Origin of the sequence: Dokdonella sp., from assembly GCF_039926425.1 — a bacterium.
Classification (GTDB): Bacteria; Pseudomonadota; Gammaproteobacteria; order Xanthomonadales; family Rhodanobacteraceae; genus Dokdonella_A.
Map to the genome: position 1 here is coordinate 56,466 of NZ_JBDSWZ010000079.1, position 18,279 is coordinate 74,744.

Consider the following 18,279-nt stretch of genomic DNA (forward strand, 5'->3'; position numbering starts at 1 on the left):
GTCGGTTAGAGCAGCACGCGCCGCATGTCCGCCAGTACCTGCGCCAGATACGCCGTGAACCGTGCTGCGGAGGCACCGTCGATCACGCGATGGTCATAGCTCAGCGACAGCGGCAGGATCAAGCGTGGCGTGAACGCGTCGCCATTCCAGACCGGCTTCATCGCGGATTTGGATACGCCGAGGATCGCGACTTCGGGTGCGTTGACGATCGGCGTGAATGCGGTGCCGCCGATACCGCCGAGGCTGGAAATCGAGAAGCATCCGCCCGACATGTCGGCGGGCCCGAGCTTGCCGTCGCGCGCCTTCTTCGCGAGATCACCGCTTTCCTGCGCGATCTCGATCACGCCCTTTTTGTCCGCATCGCGCAGCACCGGAACCACGAGGCCGTTCGGCGTGTCCGCGGCGAAGCCGACGTGGAAATACTTCTTCAGGATCAGGTTGTCGCCGGTCGTGTCGAGCGACGCATTGAAGTCCGGATATTTCTTCAAAGCCGCGACGACGGCCTTGATCAGGAACGCGAGCATCGTCAGCTTGATGCCCGCCTTTTCGTTTTCCTTGTTCAACGCGACACGCAATTGCTCCAACTCGGTCACGTCGGCATCGTCATGCTGCGTGACGTGCGGAATCATCACCCAGTTGCGCGCGAGATTGGCGCCGGCGATCTTTTTGATCTTCGACAGGGGCTTGCTTTCCACCGCACCGAACTTGGCAAAATCGATGGTCGGCCACGGCAGCAGATTGAGCCCGCCACCGACCGCGCCGCCACTCGGCGCGCGCGACGCACCACCGCCGGTGAGTGCCGCCTTCACGAAATTGCGCACGTCCTGTTTCGAGATGCGGCTCTTGCGCTCGGTGCCGACGACTTTTGCGAGATCCGCGCCAAGTTCACGTGCGAACAAGCGGACTGCCGGACTCGCATACGGCACCTGGTCGGGCATGACCGTACTGGCATCGAACGGCACCGGCGGCGAACGTGGACCGGCCGCCTCCGGGTCGACACCCGACCGGTCGTCGACGGACGGCGCGGATGTCGGAGCCGCGGGCGGCGGTTCCGACCTGGACGGCGACGTGGCGGCAGCCGGTTGCGCAGCGGGCGCGGGGGGTGGCGACGAGGTGGGCGGCGCTGCGGGCGCCGACTTCGACGGGGAGGCATCGGCGGCTTCGATCAATGCCACGACGAAGCCTTCGCCGATTTCGTCGCCGACCTTCACCTTCACTTCCTTCACCACGCCATCGAACGGCGCCGGCACTTCCATCGTCGCCTTGTCCGATTCCAGCGTGACCAGACCCTGGTCGCGCGTCACCGTGTCGCCGACCTTGACCAGGACTTCGATGACGGGAACGTTCGGGTAGTTGCCGATGTCCGGCACCTTCGCTTCCTGTACGGCCATGCTTGCTCCGGGATCGTGATGCGGGTTGGCGAGTTTCGCCGATTTGCAGGGGCCGCGTCATGCTGCGAACCGCGATTCGGGCCCGTGCGACGCGGATGGCTCCGTCCATCGCGCGCCATCCGGCGCTCGCACGGGCTGCGGTGACCTCGCTATGCTCGCCGCTGAGCAAACGCGTGGCGATTCGCTGCGTCCGCCTGCACGGAGAATTCGATGTACATCCTGTACTACTCGCCTGGAACTGCCAGCATGGCGGTGCATCAGGCACTGCTCGAAATCGGCGCGCCGCACGCGCTCCGCAAACTCGATCTCGACTCGAACGAACACAAAAGCGCCGACTACCTGCAACTGAATCCGAACGGCACGGTGCCAACGCTGGTCGTCGACGGAAAACCGGTCTACGAATGCGCCGCGCTGCTGCTGCTGCTCGCAGAACGCCACCCGGAAGCAGCGCTTGCGCCAGCCCCGGGATCTTCAGGGCGGCCGGCCTACCTGCAGTGGATGCTGCATCTGGCGAACACGCTGCAACCGGCTTTCCGACAGTGGTTTTACGCACGGGACTTCGCGCCCGCCGAGCACGAACACGACTCCAAGGAATTCGCCCGCCGCCGCATTGAAGCCGTGTGGGCGAGGCTCGACGCGCATCTCGCGGTGAATGGACCGTGGATGCTGGGTGGCGACTTCAGCATGGTCGACTTGTACGCCACGATGCTGATGCGCTGGTCACGCAACATGCCGCGCAGCGCGATCGAATGGCCCGCACTCGCCGCGCTCGCGCAGCGCGTCAAGGCCCGGCCCAGCTGGACGACGCTGTATCGGATCGAAGGGTTGACCGAGTGGACCTGACGACGTCGCAGTGAGGGCGGGCGGCGCAGCGCGCAGCCCGCCGCGGTGCCGCGCATCGGCTTGAAACGTATCGCGCGGGGTGCCGCCTGCTACTCCGCTTCCGCCGTACACACGCGATTGCGTCCGCCCTGTTTGGCACGGTAAAGCTGCGCGTCTGCGGCAGCGAGCAGATCACCGAGGATTTTCATCCCGTCACGCCACACCGCCACCCCGATACTCGCGGTGACGTGCTCCAACTCGACCTCGTCTCCCAGCTCGAGCGCCGCGATGCCTTCGCACAGATGTTGCGCGTAGGCCGTGGCTTGCACGAGATCGTGCTCGGGCAACACGGCGGCGAATTCCTCGCCGCCGATGCGCGCGACGACGAATTCCTCGCGCGTGTTGATCTTGAGCACCGCCGCCACGCGTTTGAGCACCACGTCGCCGGCAGGATGGCCGTAGCGGTCGTTGATCGACTTGAAATGGTCGAGGTCGAGGATCAGCAGCGCAAGAGAACGTTCGTGCCGCGCCGTCCGCGCGAGTTCCCGTTCGAGCAATTCGAGGAAATGGCGGCGGTTCGACAACCCGGTGAGAGGGTCGATCGTCGCCAGCTGGTAGATCTCCTCGTGGTAGCGCGCCTCGACCGACGACCGCTCCATGAACTTCAACACGCAATTGCCGATCGTCACATGGTCGCCGTCCTTCAATTCGGCTTCGATGATCGGCTGGTCGTTGAGCAGGGTCTTGTTGGTCGAATCGAGATCCTGGACGCGATACCCTGAAGGTCCGCGCCAGATCTTCGAATGCTGGCGCGAGATGCTGCGCTCCATCACCTGGAAGTCGCAGTCCGGTGCGCGGCCAATGATCAGCGGAGCTTCGCCGATGTCGATCCGCTGTCCCAGCCGCTGTCCCTGCAGCACGACGAGGCATGCCGACGTCGACGCGTCGCGCGCGTCCTGACCTCGCGAAACGCGCAGGGTGCGCCGCTGCGTGGTATCGCGGTCGGCTGGATTCATTCGTTCCGGATGGATGAGCTCGGGCGGGACGATTCTACCAATCCCGGAGGATGACGCGCGCGACAATCGCCGCGTTGTTCAGTCATGCACGCGAAGCGCTCGCCGACCTTCTGTATATTGCGCCTGCGCGGGTGACCGGCGGGCGCGCAGTCCGCCGATCGTCATTGGCGGAACAGGAGTCCGTGGACATGCATCGACCCGATTCGCCCGCAGACGACGCGACCGAAGCGCAGATCCCTCTCAGTGTTGCCGACGCCGGCACCGAACTTCCGGCCGGCGCCGTGCTCGGCGTCTACGTGATCCGCCGCGTGCTCGGCGAGGGCGGCATGGGACGTGTCTACCTCGCCGAACAAACCCGCCCCGTGCGCCGCGATGTCGCGCTGAAACTGATCCGCGAGCAGGTGGCGAGCCCCCTGGCACGCGCCTATTTCGATGTCGAGCGCCAGGCGCTCGCGCAGATGCAGCATCCCGCGATCGCCCAGGTGTTCGATGCGGGAACCACGGAGCAGGGCCATCCGTACCTTGCGATGGAAGTGGTCGAAGGCCGCCCGATCACCCAGTTCTGCCGCGAGGAAAAGCTCACGCGCGACGAGCGACTCGCGCTGTTCACGCGCGTCTGCAACGGCGTTCAGCACGCACACCAGAAAGGCGTGATCCATCGCGACCTGAAACCGGCCAACGTGCTGGTACGCCGTGTCGATCGGCAACCGCTTCCGAAAATCATCGACTTCGGCATCGCGATCGGCGGCAGCGTTTCCGCCGACGGCGCCACCGTCTCGGCCACCGGTGCCGACCGCGCCGGTACCGAGATCTACATGAGCCCCGAACAGGCCGGGCGACGGCATCGGGACATCGACACGCGCAGCGATGTCTACGCGCTCGGCGTGATGCTGTGCGAGGTGCTGACCGATTCCGACGCGCGCGCGCTGACCGCACACGCCCATCGCTCGGCGCGAGCGCCACACGAAACCTTGCTCACCGCCCTCGCGAGCGATGCGGACATTGGCGAAACGAGTCCGAATGCACTTGCGCTGATCGCCGCGGCGCACCGCTTGCCGGCGGAACTGAGGGCCATCCTGCGCAAGGCGCTGGCGGCGGATCGTGCTGCGAGGTACGACTCCGCCGCCGCGCTCGCCGATGACCTGCAACGCCTGCGCGAACGACGTCCGGTCAAGGCGATGCCGCAAACGCGCGCGTATCTCGTTCGCACGTTCGGCGCACGCCATCGCCTTGGCCTTGCTGCTGCAGGCATGGTCGGCGCGGCGCTGGTCGTTGGCGCTGCACTGGCACTGCACGGGCTGTCTCGGGCGCGCCAGTCTGCGGACATCGCGCGCAGCGAGGCGGCGAAGTCCGAACGTGTCGCCGGGTTCGTGCGCAGCATGCTGGCGGGCATCGATCCGGATCGGGCGCGTGGCATGGACAATCGGTTGATGCGGACGATCCTCGATTCCGCTGCAGAACGAGCCGGGCGCGAGCTCGCTCGGCAACCGGATGTCCGGGCCGACATTGATCGGACGATTGCCGACAGCTATGCATCACTGGGCGAATTCGCTCTTGCCGATGCCCACTATGCGGCAGCGCTGTCGAGCGCGAGCGCCGCGCTGCTTTCGGGAGGGCTCGTCGGAGAAATCACGAGCGCACGAGCCCTCGCCCTCAACGGAGCAGGCCATACGAAGGAAGCGCTCGCGATGGCGGAGGAATCGCTGGGGCAGGTTTCAGTATTGCCGACCGACCATCGCGTACGACTCGCAGTCGAGAATCATCTTGCAGCGCTCGAACGTGACTCCGGCAAGATCGAACCCGCACGCGCGCGTTTCGAGCATGTGCTGGCAGCACAGCGAGACGCATTCGGCGATGACGATCCGGATACGCTCGACAGCGTTCAGGGGCTGGGGATCACCGAGTTCATCGCCGGCCGCTTCGACGTCGCACGGACCCTCCTGCAGGCGCTGGTCGACAAGTACCGCCAGCTGTATGGCGCCGAAGACATCAAGACCATCGGCGTTCTGGTGACGCTCGGCGTGTTGTCGAATGAGCAGGAGCGCTATGCCGATGCCGAAGCACTTCTCAAGCCGCTGCTGCCGCTGGTCGAGAAAGTCTATGGTCCGGACCATCCGCGCACACTCGTGGTGGTGATGAATCTCGGCAGCGCGCTGCGCTACGCCAACCACTACGACGAAGCGCGCCCGCTGTATCTGCGTGCGCTGGAACTTGCGCGCAAGCTGTATGGCCCCGATGCGCCGCGCACGTTGATGGCCGAAGGCAACCTCGCCGCGATGCTCGGCGATGCCGGTGATCTGGTGGAGGCCGAGCAGCACGCGCGTTTCGTCGTCGACCACGCCGACCAGGCGTTCGGCGACAATCCCTATCGCGCGGCGATGTTTCGCGGTCTCGCCAAGATCCTCATCCTGCAACACCGTTACGCCGACGCCGAGAAGCAGCTCGACCGCGCGTGGGCCGTCTTCACCGCCGCGCCAGGCTACGGCGCCGAGCATCCGCGCAGTCAGGAAGTCGTCGACAGTTACATTGACCTCTACAAGGCTTGGGGGAAGCCCGATCGTGAGGCGGAATGGCGCTCACGGAAATTGCCTGTGCCCGGTCTGGCTGTGAAGTAGCGCGCGACCGAGGTCAGCGTTGTCGCGGGTTGATCGGCGGCGTGCGCGGCCCTTCGATCGGCCAGATGCGGATATCAGGGTGCATCCGGCGAGCCAGGACCTTCAAATCAGAACGTTCGCACGCGCCGAGGCTTCAGCAGCACCGCCATTCCGATTCCCGCCAGCAACCAACCGCCGACCTGGTCGGCGAGATCGCCGATCGCGAACGACGACGAAAAACCGTACCACGTCCATTGCGACACGGAGATCGACAGCCACGCGGCGATGCCGATGGAGGCCATCGACGACACCCGACGTGCGAAACCGCCCGGCAGCTGGACCAGCAGCAGCGCGCCGAACAATGCGGCCAGCACGTTCGAGACAAACTCGGTCACGAGCTGACGCGGAGACATCGCCTCGCCACCGTTCGGCTTGAAGATCAACACGCCTGATGGACCCGCAGCAATCTGCTGCCGGTAGGCCTTTTGCTGCTCCGCTGTCGCTTTTCCGCTCATGTCCGTCCAGGGGAAAACATACATTCCCTCCGCCGGCAGATCGCTGCCCAGTGTCTTGAGCATGGCCTCTTCGTTCGGCAACGGCTTGAGTGCCTCGCGTTCGAACGGCAACACGAGGTGCGAAGCGGCACCCCAGACGAACATCAACAGTCCGCCGAAGATCGCGGCGAAAACAATACGCACCATGGCGTGGACTCCGATATCGGACTCGCGGGCCCGACGACGCGCGCATCATACCCGCCAGCGACTCGTCGCCACGCTCCTGCGGGACACCCGCTATTTTGCGGGCGCGGCGGACGCCGGAGTCGGAAGCGGCGCATTGGCTGTCGGATTGTCCTGGTTCTCCTTCAGCCACAGCATCGAGGCATGCACGCGCTGGTATCCGCTCGGATGATCATAAAAGAGGATTTCCTCGAGCGGGCCGGGTTGCAACTTGCGATACGCCGACAGACGCATCGCAGCCATCGCGAAACCGTTCGGTTCGCGTGCGGCGTTCAGTCCGAACGCGTCGGCTTCCGCTTCCATCTGCCGGATGATTGAATTGACAAGTGGCGTTGCGGCAAAGAAAAACACCGAGAGGATGGCGATTGCGAGTGGTAACGCAGCAACGTCGCCGCGATCGCGCAATCCCAGCCGGCCACCCCAACGCGCGAGCAGGCGGTCGAACACGCAATGGACGAACCAGAACCCGAACACGATCACCAAGGTGATGTACACGCTGTTGCGCAACCCGTGATTGAGGACGTAGTGACCCATCTCATGCCCCATCACCGCCTTGATTTCCGGCTGCGAGGTCTTGTCGAGCAGGTTGTCGTTCAACGCGACGCGTGTGGTCCCTGCGAAGCCGGCCACGTTGGCGCTGACCCGCGTGGTCTGTCGCGAAGCATCGAACTCGACCACGTTGTCGGTCGGGATCCGGTTTGCGCGTGCCATCGACAGCACCGCCTGGCGCGCGACGCCTTCGCGCAGCGGCGTGTACTTGTTGAACAGCGGCTCGACGAACACCGGCGCGAACATCATCACGAACAGGATCAGCACGAACGCGCCGCCGCCGGCCCACACCCACCAGCGCGCACCGGCGCGGCGAACAGACGCATAGAGCAGCGCGATGACCAGCGGCACCAGGATCAGCGACACCATCAATGCCTTCAGCTGGTCGCCGAACCAGCCGCCAAAACCCTGCGTCGCAAGTCCGTACTGGTGTTCGCGCAAGAAGCCTTCGTAGATGGACAGCGGCAAACCCAGCACGAAACCCGCCAGCAGCCACAGCAGCGCGTAGATGCAGGTTTGCAGCCACGGCCGGCGACTCATCCGCTCGCCGAAATCGCGCATTCCGCGTGAAAGACCGGTGCAAAGGAAGATGGCCGCAATGACCAGCCCATACAGAAGACCCCACAACTGCAGCCAATAGCCACCCTCGAAATACGCGTCGGACGAGGCGCGTTGCTCGGGTGAAAGCAGGTTGAGGTACGCCGCCGTCGCCTTGTCCACGTCGAAGGACGGTCCGGGACGCGCCGCGGGCGGGATCTGCAATCCGGGCGGCAAGTCTCGATTCAAGGGCGCATCCGCCGCATGCACAAACGTCGTGCCGATCAGCAGCACCAGCATCAACAGGAAACCGCGCAAGACGTTCTTCATGGAAGCACTGGGTTTGGAAGGAGACGGCGCAGACTCGTCCAGTGAGGCACGGCCCGTCAATGGCCCAAACGACACAGGCCGCGGCATCACTGCCGCGGCCTGTCGAATCGCGCGTCGCGAATGCGTTTACTTGTGCTTGTGCGCTGGCGCCGCCTTCGAGATGGTGAAGCCACCGACGCTGATGCCGAGTTCAACGCCCTCGCCTTCGCCAGCGAGCGCGAGAGAAACGGTGCCTTTCGTCAGAATCTGCGCAGTGCCCGATTTGACAGCGCCTGCACTCGCGTCACCCTGCGCGTACGTGCCAAGAATGTCGTTGATGCTGTGGACGTCGGTAAACCGGCCGTTGCCATTGTCGATGTGCGACTTGCCGACGGTCAGTCCGCCACCCTTCGCATTGATGTCGACGTGCATCGAGGTTCCGTCCTCACAGGTCACGGTGCCGTGTCCTTCGGCGTGCTTGTAGATGAGAGACCAGCCGGTGAGGGAAAACTTCATCTTGCAATCGAGATTGGCCGACGCTGCATTGGCCTGCTGCGGAATGAAGGCAGCCATCGACAGTGCCATGGCGGCGCCCAGTGCGGAAAGATAACGTCGCTGCATGACATGAACTCCGGGTAGATGATGAGGGACGGGAGTGTCTGCCAGCACACCTGAACAAGTGGAAACTGATGTCGCTCCATTCGTTCGTTGGGACACATCGATCTGGAATGCGCAGGTCACGCGCGGTGGTTTTCGCTGAGCCAGCGTCGTAGTCGGAACCAGCGCTCGCGCTTGGCCGACAGCGATAGCGATGCATTCGCAGGACTCGTCGAGGGCATCGGCAAGAGCGCGATGCGCGCCAGCCGCGAGGCGTCGATCATCGGTGCGATCCTGAGCAGGAACATGTCGGCCGCTTTGGCGCCATTGAGCGCGATCGCGCCGATGGTCGGGTGCTGCTCCAGCAGCGCCCCGATGTCGTTGGGCACTTCGCTGCCTGCGCGGATGGCGCCGTCCAGACTACCTGTTCGTTCGCATTGTCGCAGGACATCCCAAAGCCCGACGCCGTACGCCTGCACCCGCGCCAGCCGTGCGTCATAGGGCACCTCAGGTCCCGCATCGAAGAACTCGCCCATCAGCGGCCAGAAAAGATTGCGCGGATGCGCATAGAACTGCTGTTTCTCGAGCGACCGCACGCCAGGCATGGTACCCAGCACCAGAACACGACAGCCCTCGGTGACTTCGGCCGGAAAGCTCGTAACGATCGGCACGAGCTGTGAGTTTTCCACACGTCCAGTCACTGCCATCGGACGGCGTCGCTTCGTGTCCGACGACGGTTTGCGCGAATCAGGCATGATCAATCCCGATCCGTGCGACTGTTCAGCGACGGCGTGCCAATGTCCCCGCATGAAAGCCGTTTCTCCATCGATGGTCCTCAAGCATCTTTACCACGCGCACGGAAGTGACGGGGCGGACTACGAGATCCATGTCTACGCGGAACCTGCCAGTCACGAGAACGCGCACATTGAACGATTGGTCAAGGTGTGTCTCGCGGACGGTGGCGAGTTGCGCATCCTTTCCAAACGCCACTATGAAATCGTTGCGACCGGCGTCACCCTTGAAAGCAGCGATCCGGCCGCGATCTGATCGGTGGCCTCGGTTTCGAATTTCTTTTGATCAGCGCCGCCGCATCCGCTATTTCTTCGCGAGCGGCAGAAATTTGTGGGGATCGAATCCGCCGACCTCGAACACCAGCGTGCGCAGCTCTTTCCCTTTTTCGCGGACGTCGATCGACAGCTTGGTGATACCGTCCAGGGCGGCGATGAACACTTTGTCGTCGCTGATGAAAAGCGCCGGCTCGCCAGTCGGCGGACGATACGCGGTGATCTTGCGCGCCTTGTCGTCGAAGCGCGCGGACAGCGAGCACGTCGCCTTGCACTCGAATCCCTTTCCGCTTCCGAACAGATACGCGCTCTGACCCCATGCGGAGTGGCGGCGAAGAATCAGGCGCACCCGGTCACCGCCCTCGGCAGTGCTGCTGTAGATCGATGCCGTGCTCTGCGTCCCGCCCGATTCGGTTCCGGTCTGATAACTCCACAACTGGCTCAAGCGCCGCCGGGTGGCGGCGCTGGCGGCGTTCGCCATGGTCCCTTCCAGCGATTTCTGGACCTCCGCGGCGGCGGCGCTGCCCGGGTATTTCATGACGATTTCCTGCCCGACCGGCGATGCCGTGTCCCAGGATTTGTCGTGCACGAGCGTGCGGTAGAGTTCGAGCGACTTTGCCGACCGAACTTCAGCGACAGAGGCGTCCGCAACCGGTCGCGCAGCTGTCGGCGCTCCAGGTGTTTCGGGCGCCTTCGAGCACCCCGTCATCGCTGCGATGATCGCAATCGGGATCAATCTCTGACGAAGGGAGACGAGCATCGGGTGCACTCCGGCAAAATCGAAGCGTTCATGCTAAACCGGGGTGCGCCTGACTGCACGCATGCCCGCGACGTTCATGAGCGTCGACACGGATCGCGACCCGCGTTGCGCTCGTACGTGGAGACCTGCTCGTCGCGGGCGTGGCCCGCACGCCCGCCTGACGCGGCGAGTCGCCTGCACGCTTCCGCCCGCGAAAGCGGTACTGCGGACACCTCTGCCCGCCCGTCACCGGCCGAACGCTTTCCACGGCTTTGTGCGCGCGCGATATCCTGCGTGCTGATCGATTTTGGACAACTCGAGTGACGGTAGAAGACTTCGCCGTTCGCCGCGCGGCATTCGTAGGAAAGCGCCTCATGCCCGCGGGGGCGGGCGCGCGATGATGCGCGCGCGTGTGCGCGCTGCATTGTCGAATCTCCGGGGGACGTGTACGCAACCACCTCCCTGGTTGCGGCAACTGCCGACGAAGGCGAAGGCGCAATCTCGATGTGTGTCTGCCCCGACGGATCGCTGCACACGTGGTCCTGGTACGCCGTGCCGCCTCGTGCGTCGCGACACTTGTAGATCGACTGCGCGAATGCGGCGTGGATCAGCGCGAAGACCATGATGAAGCAGATCGCGCCCGTGCGCAGGTGCCTGTCCGTTCGTCCCATCGAGCCACTCCCTCAGCAATGCAGACATGGTGGGCGCGGCTGGGGCGTGGGACGATGCGCGATGCGCGTCACCCGCTGTAGGAAATAGGCGATGAGCAGCGACGCGATGAAACGATCGATGCATTCCGACGTGATCCCGCAGCGCAAGATCATCCACGTCGACATGGATGCGTTCTATGCCTCCGTGGAGCAACGCGACGATCCGTCGTTGCGCGGCAGACCCGTGGTCGTCGCTTGGCGAGGCGCACGCTCTGTCGTGTGTGCCGCGAGCTACGAGGCGCGAACGTTTGGCGTGCGCTCGGCGATGCCCGCCGCGCGCGCGGAGCGGCTGTGTCCGGACGCCATCTTCGTTCCACCGGATTTCGTCCGCTACAAGGCGGTTTCCCGTCAGGTCCGGGAGATCCTGCTGCGTCAGACCGACCGCGTGGAGCCGCTCTCGCTCGATGAAGCGTATCTTGATGTCAGCGAATCAAATTCCGGGCTGCCCTCGGCGACCGCGATCGCACGACGGATTCGCGAGCAAATCCGGGAGGAAACCGGACTGACGGCATCAGCAGGCGTCGCGCCTGCGAAGTTCCTTGCCAAGATCGCGTCGGAGTGGCGCAAGCCGGACGGCCTCTTCGTCATTCGTCCACACGAGGTCGACAACTTTCTGACGCCGTTGCCGGTCGCGCGCATCCATGGCGTCGGCAAAGTCATGGACGGCAAGCTCGCGGCCATGGGGATTCGCCACGTCGGCGAGTTGCGTGCATTCGACGTGCATGCGCTGGAAGCGCGTTTCGGACGCTATGGAAGGCGCCTGTCCGAGCTCGCCCACGGCATCGACCGCAGCGAAGTGACGGCGGACCGTCCGACACAATCGATTTCTTCTGAAGACACGTTCGCGACTGATCGGCCGCTGTGCGAACTGGAACCGGCAATACGCGAACTTGCGACGAAGGTGTGGCTCGCAGCAACCAGGCAGGAACGCATTGGCCGCACCGTGGTCCTCAAGCTGAAGACACGCGATTTCCGAATTCTCACTCGCAGTCGAACGCCGGAGCACCCGACGCGCTCGATGGAGGCCCTTGTTTCGATCGCGCTCGGATTGCGCGAGCAGGTGGATCTTCCACCGGACAGCCTCTACCGCCTGGTGGGCGTCGGGCTGGCCAACTTCGTATCACCCGACGATGCACCGAGGCAGTCGAACTTGTTCACCGTCGATGGATGATCGCTCGCGCCGAGCTCAGACGCGCAGTGCCCGACGGTCGAATTCGTGTGAAAGCTTCGGGCGTACAGGTGCAATTTCAGAGCGATAGTTTGCGCCGAGCACCACGTACTGGCGCGCCGTGTAGTAGATCTGCTCGATCTCCTGCGTCGTCACCATGCGCACGTATCGCGCCGGATTGCCGAGCCAGAGCTCGCCCTCGCCGACGACCTTCCCCTGCGTCACGACCGCTCCGGCACCGATGATGCTGTGACGCTTGACCAGCGTGCCATCAAGGATGGTCGCGCGCATTCCGATCAGGCTCGCCTCCTGCACCGAACATCCGTGCAATGCCGCACCGTGACCAATGGTCACGTCGTTGCCGATCGTCAGCGCGAACCCGCCCAGCGTGAACTGCGCATCGTGGGTGACATGCAGAAGCGCCCCGTCCTGGATGTTCGTGCGACACCCGATACGAATGGCGTGCACGTCTCCGCGCATCACGCTGCAAGGCCAGATCGAGGTGTCGTCGCCGATCTGCACGTGGCCGATGACCTGGGCCGACGGATCGACATATGCAAGGTGTGAAATTTCCGGCGCGAAGCCGTGGAAGCTGCGGATATTGGTCATCGGGATCTTCCTGTGCCGAGCCAAAAAAGGCCGGACGTTACCCTCACCGGACGCCAAGGCATGCGATGGTCGGGGTCGATTGGGAATTTCGCGAGACCTTTGCAAACCAGCAGGAGAAATGGCCCATCCGTGGGCCGCCTATTGATCCGCCCCCGAACGTGTCGGGCACCGATCCATAGATCCTGCACACACAGGATCACAGACGATGAGGGCGTTCGTGTAGCTGCTGGTTCTTACAGGTTGCCAAAGACCGCAATGCAGCATGGTGTTTTGCTCCGGACCATTCGGCGACGGATGCATCGGTCAGACCGCCTTGGTGCACGCACCCGTCTCCAGCGCGCGCTCGTGCGGATTTCGCGAGTTGATTGGGCGCACGCGCGATCCACGGATCGTCACCACGACGCCGCCGACAGCAAGCACGCCCCCGGCAATTGCCAGTGGCCCGAGCGTCTGTCCCAGCCAGAACCAGGCGATCACGCTCGCGAGGAGAGGCTGGACATACACGAAGCTCGTCACGGTTGCGGCAGGCGCGCGCGACAGTGCCCAGTTCCAGCACAGATAGCCCAGCACGGTCGGCGCGACACCCAGGTAAGCCGCTGATGCGATTTGAGGCCAGGGTACGAGGATCAACTTCGCCGGAAGACCCAGCGCGAACGGCAACAGTCCCAGTGTCCCGGCAAAAATGCTGAGCGCCGTGAAACCGAGCGGATCGGTGCGTGCCAGCAGTGGCTTCTGCCAGACGAAATAGATGCTCGTCGCGAACACGGAAATGACGACCAGAAGGGCCATCGGCTCGAAGCGCAGCTCGCGACCGCTTCCGATCACCACCAGCACGACGCCGGCAAACGCGATCGCGAGGCCCGCCATCATGCGACGCGTCACGTGCTCGCCGAGCCGGAGTGCGGCCAGTGCCGAGGTCACGCCGGGAGCCAGCGCAATGATGACGGCTGCAGAGCCAGCCGGCATCCGGGTCATCGCATAGCCGAGCGTGAGCTGATACAGGGTCATTCCGATCAACCCCAGTACCGCCACTGCCGGCCAGTCGCTGCGTGGCGGCAGCCGGACAACGCCGAATGCGACGGGGATCGCGAAGCACAGCGACGCGATCGCGAATCGCAGCAACGACAACTCGGCCGGGGAAAACACCTGCAGGCCGTACGAGATCGCGGCAAACGACGATGACCAGAGCACCACCGTCACCGCTGCGGCCACCAGCGGCAATGCACTTGCGCTGCCGTTGGCGGGTACCACTGCACCAGAGGTCATGGGTTGCTCACCACGCGAATTTCGGGCGCGCGTGGACCTGTTTTGCCGGCTCAAAAGCCGCGGCCGATGGCCCGACATTCGTCGATGGGGCGTGTGTCCAGCAATCCGTCTGAGTCTCGGGGGCGGGCTGCCCGAGTCCGCCAAGCGGATTCAGGGGATATCCGTGCAGGCCCAGCAGACCCTTCGCAATACTGTTCAATTCCCTCAACATGACACTCTCTCCTCGGGTTGCGATATTGTTGGCGCAGCTGGAATATAGGCGCACAAAATGACCGGCAGTAGCGACATGTTTATAACGCAGACTTGAGGAATATCGAAAATGGAACGTCTGCCACTCAATGCGCTGCTGGTGTTCGTGACGGCAGCGCGCGCGCAGAACATGACGCGGGCCGCCGAGCGGCTTCATCTCACCGTGAGCGCACTCAGCCATCAGGTGCGCCTGCTCGAACAACGCACCGGCTGCACGCTGTTCCTGCGTGGCCCTCGCGGCTTGAAGCTGACGGCGGAAGGAGCCTGCCTGCTCGAAAAAGTGGCGCCACATCTCGACGCCATCGAACTGGCGTTGCGTCCGCTGACCCTCAGGCGTCATACGGCCCTCAGTCTCAGCGCGCTGCCGTCGATGGCATCCAGTTGGCTGGTGCCGCGACTGCCACGGTTTGTCGCGTTGCGACCCGACCTTGAACTGAACCTCGACTCTTCGATCGAACGCGTCGATTTCGCGGACGGTCGTTTCGACGCCGCCTTGCGTTACGGGCTCGGCGAGTGGGAAGGACTCCACTCGGAATTGCTGTTCGAGGAGTGGCTGACGCCCGTCGCGAGCCCGGCGCTCTTCACCGATCGTGCGCGGCCACGTCTCGACCAGCTCGGCCAGTGGCCGCTGCTGTGCGAGGATGATCCATGGCCTCGCTGGTTCGAGCAATTCGGTGGAGAGGCACCTGCGCGATTTGGCGTCACGTTCAGCGATTCGGAAACCCTGCAGCGCGCCACGCTCGAGGGCATGGGCATTTCACTCGGGCGCGCGACGATGGCGCGCCCGCTGATCGAAAGCGGGCGGCTGATGGGGCTTTTTCCGGAGCGCATGAAGGCACGCTATGCGCACTATCTCGTGTATCCGGACCGGTCGCGCGAACACGCAGGCTTCAAGGCGTTCCGCGAGTGGTTGCTCGCTGAAGCCGAGTCGTTTCGTGCGACCGAACAGGATGCGGTTTCCGTTGAGTCAAACACCGGCGCGAAAAAGGCGCCGCGCGCCCGGCTCGCGCGGGCGCTGACCCGCATCACGCCCGGCGACCCGTGAGTTGCCGGCGCCGGCATCGATCAGACACGATCGACGCGCGCCGCGTAACACCCGGGCTTCGCGAAATGCACATGCAGGTAGCGGGTGCGTGCATCGCCAAGAAACCGTTCGATGAGGCCTTCCAGTTGCACGCCCTCGACCAGATCGGCTTGCGTGATCATGCCCGCGTCATCGAAACCGCGTACAGACAGCGTGCGTCGGCGCAACTGGTCGGGAATGTCGTCGATCGCGTCATGGGTGGTTTCGCCTTCGCGCACATAGATTGCGTGACGCGAGCGGTACGGCGTGTTCGCCGGTTGATGCAGATAGTTGACGAGAATCACGGGGTCGCCCGGCTCCGCGTCGGTGAGGCTGATGCGGCACGGAGTGCCCCCGGTTGCGATTTCGCGCACCGCGGCGTGGTCGGCGAGTTCGGCGTCGGACAGCGCGAACAGATGAGCGAATGATTCGGCAGGAAGTCCGGAGATTCGAAAATGCATGAAAGAGCCCTTGCGGATGAATGGTGAGTCAGCATCGCGCTCCGAACCCTCGCGTACCATCCGGATCTTGCGCGTCGGTCGTGACCGGCCACCCCGATCAGGAAATGTGTCATGGCGATTGTCGTCCATCACCTCAACAACTCGCGCTCGCAGCGCGTACTCTGGCTGCTGGAGGAGCTGGGTCTCGACTACGACATCGTTCGCTACCAGCGCGATCCCGTCACGATGCTGGCGCCGGAATCGCTGCGTCGGATCCATCCGCTCGGCAAGTCGCCTGTGGTGACCGACGATGATCTGGTACTGGCCGAATCCGGAGCGATCGTCGACTACCTCGTCGACCGCTACGGCAACGATCGACTCGCACCGTCGCGCGGGACGCCCGAGTACCTGCGTTACAACTACTGGTTGCACTACGCGGAAGGCTCGGCCATGCCTCCGCTTCTGCTGAAGCTGATTTTCCAGCGCGTTGGCAGCGCGAAGGCGCCATTCTTCGTCCGCCCGATCGCCAGGGCAATCGCGGCAAAAGTCACCGAAAGCTTCATCGATCCGCAGTTGAAGCTGCATCTGGATTACCTGGAGAGCGAGCTCGGCAAACACCCGTGGTTCGTCGGCGAGTCCTTCGGAGGCGCCGACATCCAGATGAGCTTTCCGATCGAAGCGGCCGCTGCAGGCCGTTCGCCGCTCACCCAGCGACCGCGATTGACGGACTGGCTCAATCGCATCCATGCACGCCCGGCCTATCGTCGCGCGCTGGAACGCGGCGGACCTTACGATTTCGCCGGCGACTGACGCAAACGGCGTGTGGCGCGCTCCTCCATCCAAGCACGCTGCAGTTCAACATCGCGACGCCGAATACCGCATGAAGCCGAACGCGGACGGGACCGACAGGGATTGACCTGTGATCGGCAACGCCATAATCCGCTGGCGGTCGCGAACGGCACATCGGCAAGGATCAGAGCCGCGTGCCTCATCGAGTTGAACGCGGTGTTGAGCAGCACGACGATCACGACGAGCGTCGCCGGCACGACCAGCGACAAGCGCCCCTGGGCGCGCCGCTGGTTGTCGAACGCACCGACCCCGTTACGCGACGATGCTCGGGGGCATGAGGCGTGTCAGACAAATCCATCGCGATGACGGATCCGTGTCAGCGGCGGATCGCGCGGCGTTCGATCCACCACAACGCTGCGATAAGGGGCAGCCACGCGAGGAAGAACGGCCAGCGTGGCATGGGTGTCGCGCGGGTCGAGGCGGCAGACGATCCGGTTGGCCCGCCGATCAATGCTCTCGTGGCGCGCGCGGCATCGGCGCGTTCCAGCGCGAGCGCTTCGGTCGCGGATCGCACGTACACCGGATGACGGACATCCCCCGATATCCACGTGTGCCATCCCGCTTTGGACGGCCAATAGCCGGCGCAGTCTTCGGAGGACGCTCGATCGATCACGAGCGGGGTGCGCTCGCCTTGCGCATTCTCGACGACATCGCCGGCCGCGACACCACACAAGCTGACGCGCTCGCCGACTCTCGCGTCGACATTTTCTGCATGGTCGGATGCGGCGCGCGCACGCGCCAACGTGCCGAGTGTGTCGCCCCACAGCGTCGCGAAAACCGCGGCATCGCCTGTGGTCGCGAGAGTCCAGCTGTCGGCGAGCCACCACAGTGCGATACGTCCCTGCCCTCGCGCGCGCCACAGCGCCAGCGCCGAGCCGTCGTCGGCACGCAGCAGCGGCGCGGCATCGCCGGAGTCGACCTCGATGGCACGCCGTGTGAAACGCCGCGTTGCATCGCCCGTGCCCAATGCGTGCGCGAGCGACACCGACGTCGGTGCATCGCTTGCGCGCGTCGCAAATCCAAGCGCGGCCCATTCCGACGCCACCCCGGTATCGATCGGACCGGTCACCCGCAGCACCAATCCGAGACCGTCACCCACCGCGGACACCAGCAACGCCCTGCGCGGCGCATCGAGTGCGGCCCACGATCGTTCGTCGACGATCGCGATGTCGGCTTTCTGCAATGCGGACGCGTCGAGTGTGGTGACACCTTCGGTCAGCGCAACACCTTCGGTCAGTGCAACGCGACTGTCGATCACGATGCCGGCATCGCTGGCCCAGCGTCGCAGGTATTTCAATTCCGGGTCCGGCGCGCCTGCGAGCAACAGCACGCGTAGTGGCTCCGACTCCACCGTGATCAACGGAACCGGAAACTCGTCGATTCGCGCACCAGCGTCATCGAGTACGCGCAGCGAAAACAGCACGTGCCCCGGCGCTTTCGACGACGCCTGCAACGAAAAGCGACCGGCATCGTCGACGGCGGTGCTCGCGACGACCGCCGCCGCCGGATCACGCAGTTCGACCCGCGCGTGCGCGACGCCGTCGATTTGCCCGCTGACGCGCCATGTGCT

General features: G+C 64.3%; 18 protein-coding genes and 1 pseudogene. 6 read left to right on the top strand and 13 right to left on the bottom strand.

Annotation, left to right across the window (positions count from 1 at the left end):
- Nucleotides 1–5: 5 nt before the first annotated feature.
- Nucleotides 6–1,553, bottom strand: a pseudogene (gene aceF / locus ABIV12_RS05055) (dihydrolipoyllysine-residue acetyltransferase); the annotation flags it as partial.
- A 48-nt stretch (nt 1,554–1,601) separates the two neighbouring features.
- On the opposite strand from aceF, the gene ABIV12_RS05060 reads away from it, so the two are divergent.
- Nucleotides 1,602–2,234 carry a glutathione S-transferase family protein gene (locus tag ABIV12_RS05060; RefSeq protein ID WP_348056889.1) on the top strand — a complete coding sequence of 211 codons (633 nt, stop codon included), beginning with the start codon at nt 1,602–1,604 and terminating at the stop codon, nt 2,232–2,234.
- Between the two features lie 89 nt (nt 2,235–2,323).
- Here the strand turns inward: ABIV12_RS05060 and ABIV12_RS05065 are convergent, their stop codons facing one another.
- A complete protein-coding gene (locus ABIV12_RS05065; protein ID WP_348056891.1) occupies nt 2,324–3,229 on the bottom strand; it encodes a GGDEF domain-containing protein in 906 nt (301 codons plus the stop codon).
- Between the two features lie 50 nt (nt 3,230–3,279).
- Here ABIV12_RS05065 and ABIV12_RS05070 point away from each other — a divergent pair, with 50 nt between their 5' ends.
- Complete coding sequence (locus tag ABIV12_RS05070) at nt 3,280–5,844, top strand: serine/threonine-protein kinase (RefSeq protein ID WP_348056893.1); 2,565 nt, start codon at nt 3,280–3,282, stop codon at nt 5,842–5,844.
- 107 nt (nt 5,845–5,951) lie between these two features.
- Here ABIV12_RS05070 and ABIV12_RS05075 read toward each other — a convergent pair whose 3' ends face one another.
- From ABIV12_RS05075 to ABIV12_RS05090, 4 genes are all read right to left on the bottom strand, one after another.
- Entirely contained in the window at nt 5,952–6,524 is a 573-nt protein-coding gene (locus ABIV12_RS05075) for a hypothetical protein (RefSeq protein WP_348056895.1), read from the bottom strand.
- 90 nt (nt 6,525–6,614) lie between these two features.
- A complete protein-coding gene (locus ABIV12_RS05080; RefSeq protein ID WP_348056897.1) occupies nt 6,615–7,976 on the bottom strand; it encodes a M48 family metallopeptidase in 1,362 nt (453 codons plus the stop codon).
- A gap of 126 nt (nt 7,977–8,102) precedes the next feature.
- On the bottom strand, nt 8,103–8,576 hold the full coding sequence (locus ABIV12_RS05085; protein WP_348056899.1) for a hypothetical protein: 474 nt from the start codon (nt 8,574–8,576) through the stop codon (nt 8,103–8,105).
- A gap of 116 nt (nt 8,577–8,692) precedes the next feature.
- Complete coding sequence (locus ABIV12_RS05090; RefSeq protein ID WP_348056901.1) at nt 8,693–9,307, bottom strand: DNA-deoxyinosine glycosylase; 615 nt, start codon at nt 9,305–9,307, stop codon at nt 8,693–8,695.
- 52 nt (nt 9,308–9,359) lie between these two features.
- Between ABIV12_RS05090 and ABIV12_RS05095 the strand changes: the two genes are divergently transcribed.
- Nucleotides 9,360–9,599: a hypothetical protein gene (locus ABIV12_RS05095; protein WP_348056903.1), complete on the top strand. Its 240-nt coding sequence runs from the start codon at nt 9,360–9,362 to the stop codon at nt 9,597–9,599.
- Between the two features lie 48 nt (nt 9,600–9,647).
- Here ABIV12_RS05095 and ABIV12_RS05100 read toward each other — a convergent pair whose 3' ends face one another.
- Together ABIV12_RS05100 and ABIV12_RS05105 are read right to left on the bottom strand one after the other, a co-directional pair.
- Nucleotides 9,648–10,376, bottom strand: a complete 729-nt coding sequence (locus ABIV12_RS05100) for a hypothetical protein (RefSeq protein ID WP_348056905.1) — start codon at nt 10,374–10,376, stop codon at nt 9,648–9,650.
- Nucleotides 10,377–10,450: 74 nt separating this feature from the next.
- Entirely contained in the window at nt 10,451–11,026 is a 576-nt protein-coding gene (locus ABIV12_RS05105) for a DUF4124 domain-containing protein (RefSeq protein ID WP_348056907.1), read from the bottom strand.
- A gap of 91 nt (nt 11,027–11,117) precedes the next feature.
- Here ABIV12_RS05105 and dinB point away from each other — a divergent pair, with 91 nt between their 5' ends.
- Nucleotides 11,118–12,236, top strand: coding sequence for a DNA polymerase IV (dinB, locus tag ABIV12_RS05110; protein WP_348056909.1), 1,119 nt, complete (start codon nt 11,118–11,120; stop codon nt 12,234–12,236).
- A 15-nt stretch (nt 12,237–12,251) separates the two neighbouring features.
- Here dinB and ABIV12_RS05115 read toward each other — a convergent pair whose 3' ends face one another.
- Both ABIV12_RS05115 and ABIV12_RS05120 read right to left on the bottom strand, forming a co-directional pair.
- Entirely contained in the window at nt 12,252–12,842 is a 591-nt protein-coding gene (locus ABIV12_RS05115) for a gamma carbonic anhydrase family protein (protein ID WP_348056911.1), read from the bottom strand.
- A gap of 303 nt (nt 12,843–13,145) precedes the next feature.
- Nucleotides 13,146–14,108, bottom strand: coding sequence for a DMT family transporter (locus ABIV12_RS05120; RefSeq protein ID WP_348056913.1), 963 nt, complete (start codon nt 14,106–14,108; stop codon nt 13,146–13,148).
- Between the two features lie 319 nt (nt 14,109–14,427).
- Here ABIV12_RS05120 and ABIV12_RS05125 point away from each other — a divergent pair, with 319 nt between their 5' ends.
- Nucleotides 14,428–15,402, top strand: coding sequence for a LysR substrate-binding domain-containing protein (locus ABIV12_RS05125; protein ID WP_348056915.1), 975 nt, complete (start codon nt 14,428–14,430; stop codon nt 15,400–15,402).
- A gap of 20 nt (nt 15,403–15,422) precedes the next feature.
- Here the strand turns inward: ABIV12_RS05125 and ABIV12_RS05130 are convergent, their stop codons facing one another.
- Nucleotides 15,423–15,881 carry a DUF1203 domain-containing protein gene (locus ABIV12_RS05130; RefSeq protein WP_348056917.1) on the bottom strand — a complete coding sequence of 153 codons (459 nt, stop codon included), beginning with the start codon at nt 15,879–15,881 and terminating at the stop codon, nt 15,423–15,425.
- A gap of 111 nt (nt 15,882–15,992) precedes the next feature.
- On the opposite strand from ABIV12_RS05130, the gene ABIV12_RS05135 reads away from it, so the two are divergent.
- Nucleotides 15,993–16,670 (top strand): glutathione S-transferase, encoded by a 678-nt coding sequence (locus ABIV12_RS05135; RefSeq protein WP_348056919.1) that lies wholly within the window; start codon nt 15,993–15,995, stop codon nt 16,668–16,670.
- Here the strand turns inward: ABIV12_RS05135 and ABIV12_RS05140 are convergent.
- Nucleotides 16,649–16,906 (bottom strand): hypothetical protein, encoded by a 258-nt coding sequence (locus tag ABIV12_RS05140; protein ID WP_348056923.1) that lies wholly within the window; start codon nt 16,904–16,906, stop codon nt 16,649–16,651. The genes ABIV12_RS05135 and ABIV12_RS05140 overlap by 22 nt on opposite strands.
- 119 nt (nt 16,907–17,025) lie before the next feature.
- A partial coding sequence (locus ABIV12_RS05145; RefSeq protein ID WP_348056921.1) for a carboxypeptidase regulatory-like domain-containing protein occupies nt 17,026–18,279 on the bottom strand: 1,254 nt, incomplete at its 5' end.

Coding starts and splice junctions, on each gene's coding strand:
- ABIV12_RS05060 (WP_348056889.1), top strand. CDS start 1,602: ATGTACATCCTGTACTACTCGCCTGGAACTGCCAGCATGGCGGTGCAT.
- ABIV12_RS05065 (WP_348056891.1), bottom strand. CDS start 3,229: ATGAATCCAGCCGACCGCGATACCACGCAGCGGCGCACCCTGCGCGTT.
- ABIV12_RS05070 (WP_348056893.1), top strand. CDS start 3,280: ATGACGCGCGCGACAATCGCCGCGTTGTTCAGTCATGCACGCGAAGCG.
- ABIV12_RS05075 (WP_348056895.1), bottom strand. CDS start 6,524: ATGGTGCGTATTGTTTTCGCCGCGATCTTCGGCGGACTGTTGATGTTC.
- ABIV12_RS05080 (WP_348056897.1), bottom strand. CDS start 7,976: ATGAAGAACGTCTTGCGCGGTTTCCTGTTGATGCTGGTGCTGCTGATC.
- ABIV12_RS05085 (WP_348056899.1), bottom strand. CDS start 8,576: ATGCAGCGACGTTATCTTTCCGCACTGGGCGCCGCCATGGCACTGTCG.
- ABIV12_RS05090 (WP_348056901.1), bottom strand. CDS start 9,307: ATGCCTGATTCGCGCAAACCGTCGTCGGACACGAAGCGACGCCGTCCG.
- ABIV12_RS05095 (WP_348056903.1), top strand. CDS start 9,360: ATGAAAGCCGTTTCTCCATCGATGGTCCTCAAGCATCTTTACCACGCG.
- ABIV12_RS05100 (WP_348056905.1), bottom strand. CDS start 10,376: ATGCTCGTCTCCCTTCGTCAGAGATTGATCCCGATTGCGATCATCGCA.
- ABIV12_RS05105 (WP_348056907.1), bottom strand. CDS start 11,026: ATGGGACGAACGGACAGGCACCTGCGCACGGGCGCGATCTGCTTCATC.
- dinB (WP_348056909.1), top strand. CDS start 11,118: ATGAGCAGCGACGCGATGAAACGATCGATGCATTCCGACGTGATCCCG.
- ABIV12_RS05115 (WP_348056911.1), bottom strand. CDS start 12,842: ATGACCAATATCCGCAGCTTCCACGGCTTCGCGCCGGAAATTTCACAC.
- ABIV12_RS05120 (WP_348056913.1), bottom strand. CDS start 14,108: ATGACCTCTGGTGCAGTGGTACCCGCCAACGGCAGCGCAAGTGCATTG.
- ABIV12_RS05125 (WP_348056915.1), top strand. CDS start 14,428: ATGGAACGTCTGCCACTCAATGCGCTGCTGGTGTTCGTGACGGCAGCG.
- ABIV12_RS05130 (WP_348056917.1), bottom strand. CDS start 15,881: ATGCATTTTCGAATCTCCGGACTTCCTGCCGAATCATTCGCTCATCTG.
- ABIV12_RS05135 (WP_348056919.1), top strand. CDS start 15,993: ATGGCGATTGTCGTCCATCACCTCAACAACTCGCGCTCGCAGCGCGTA.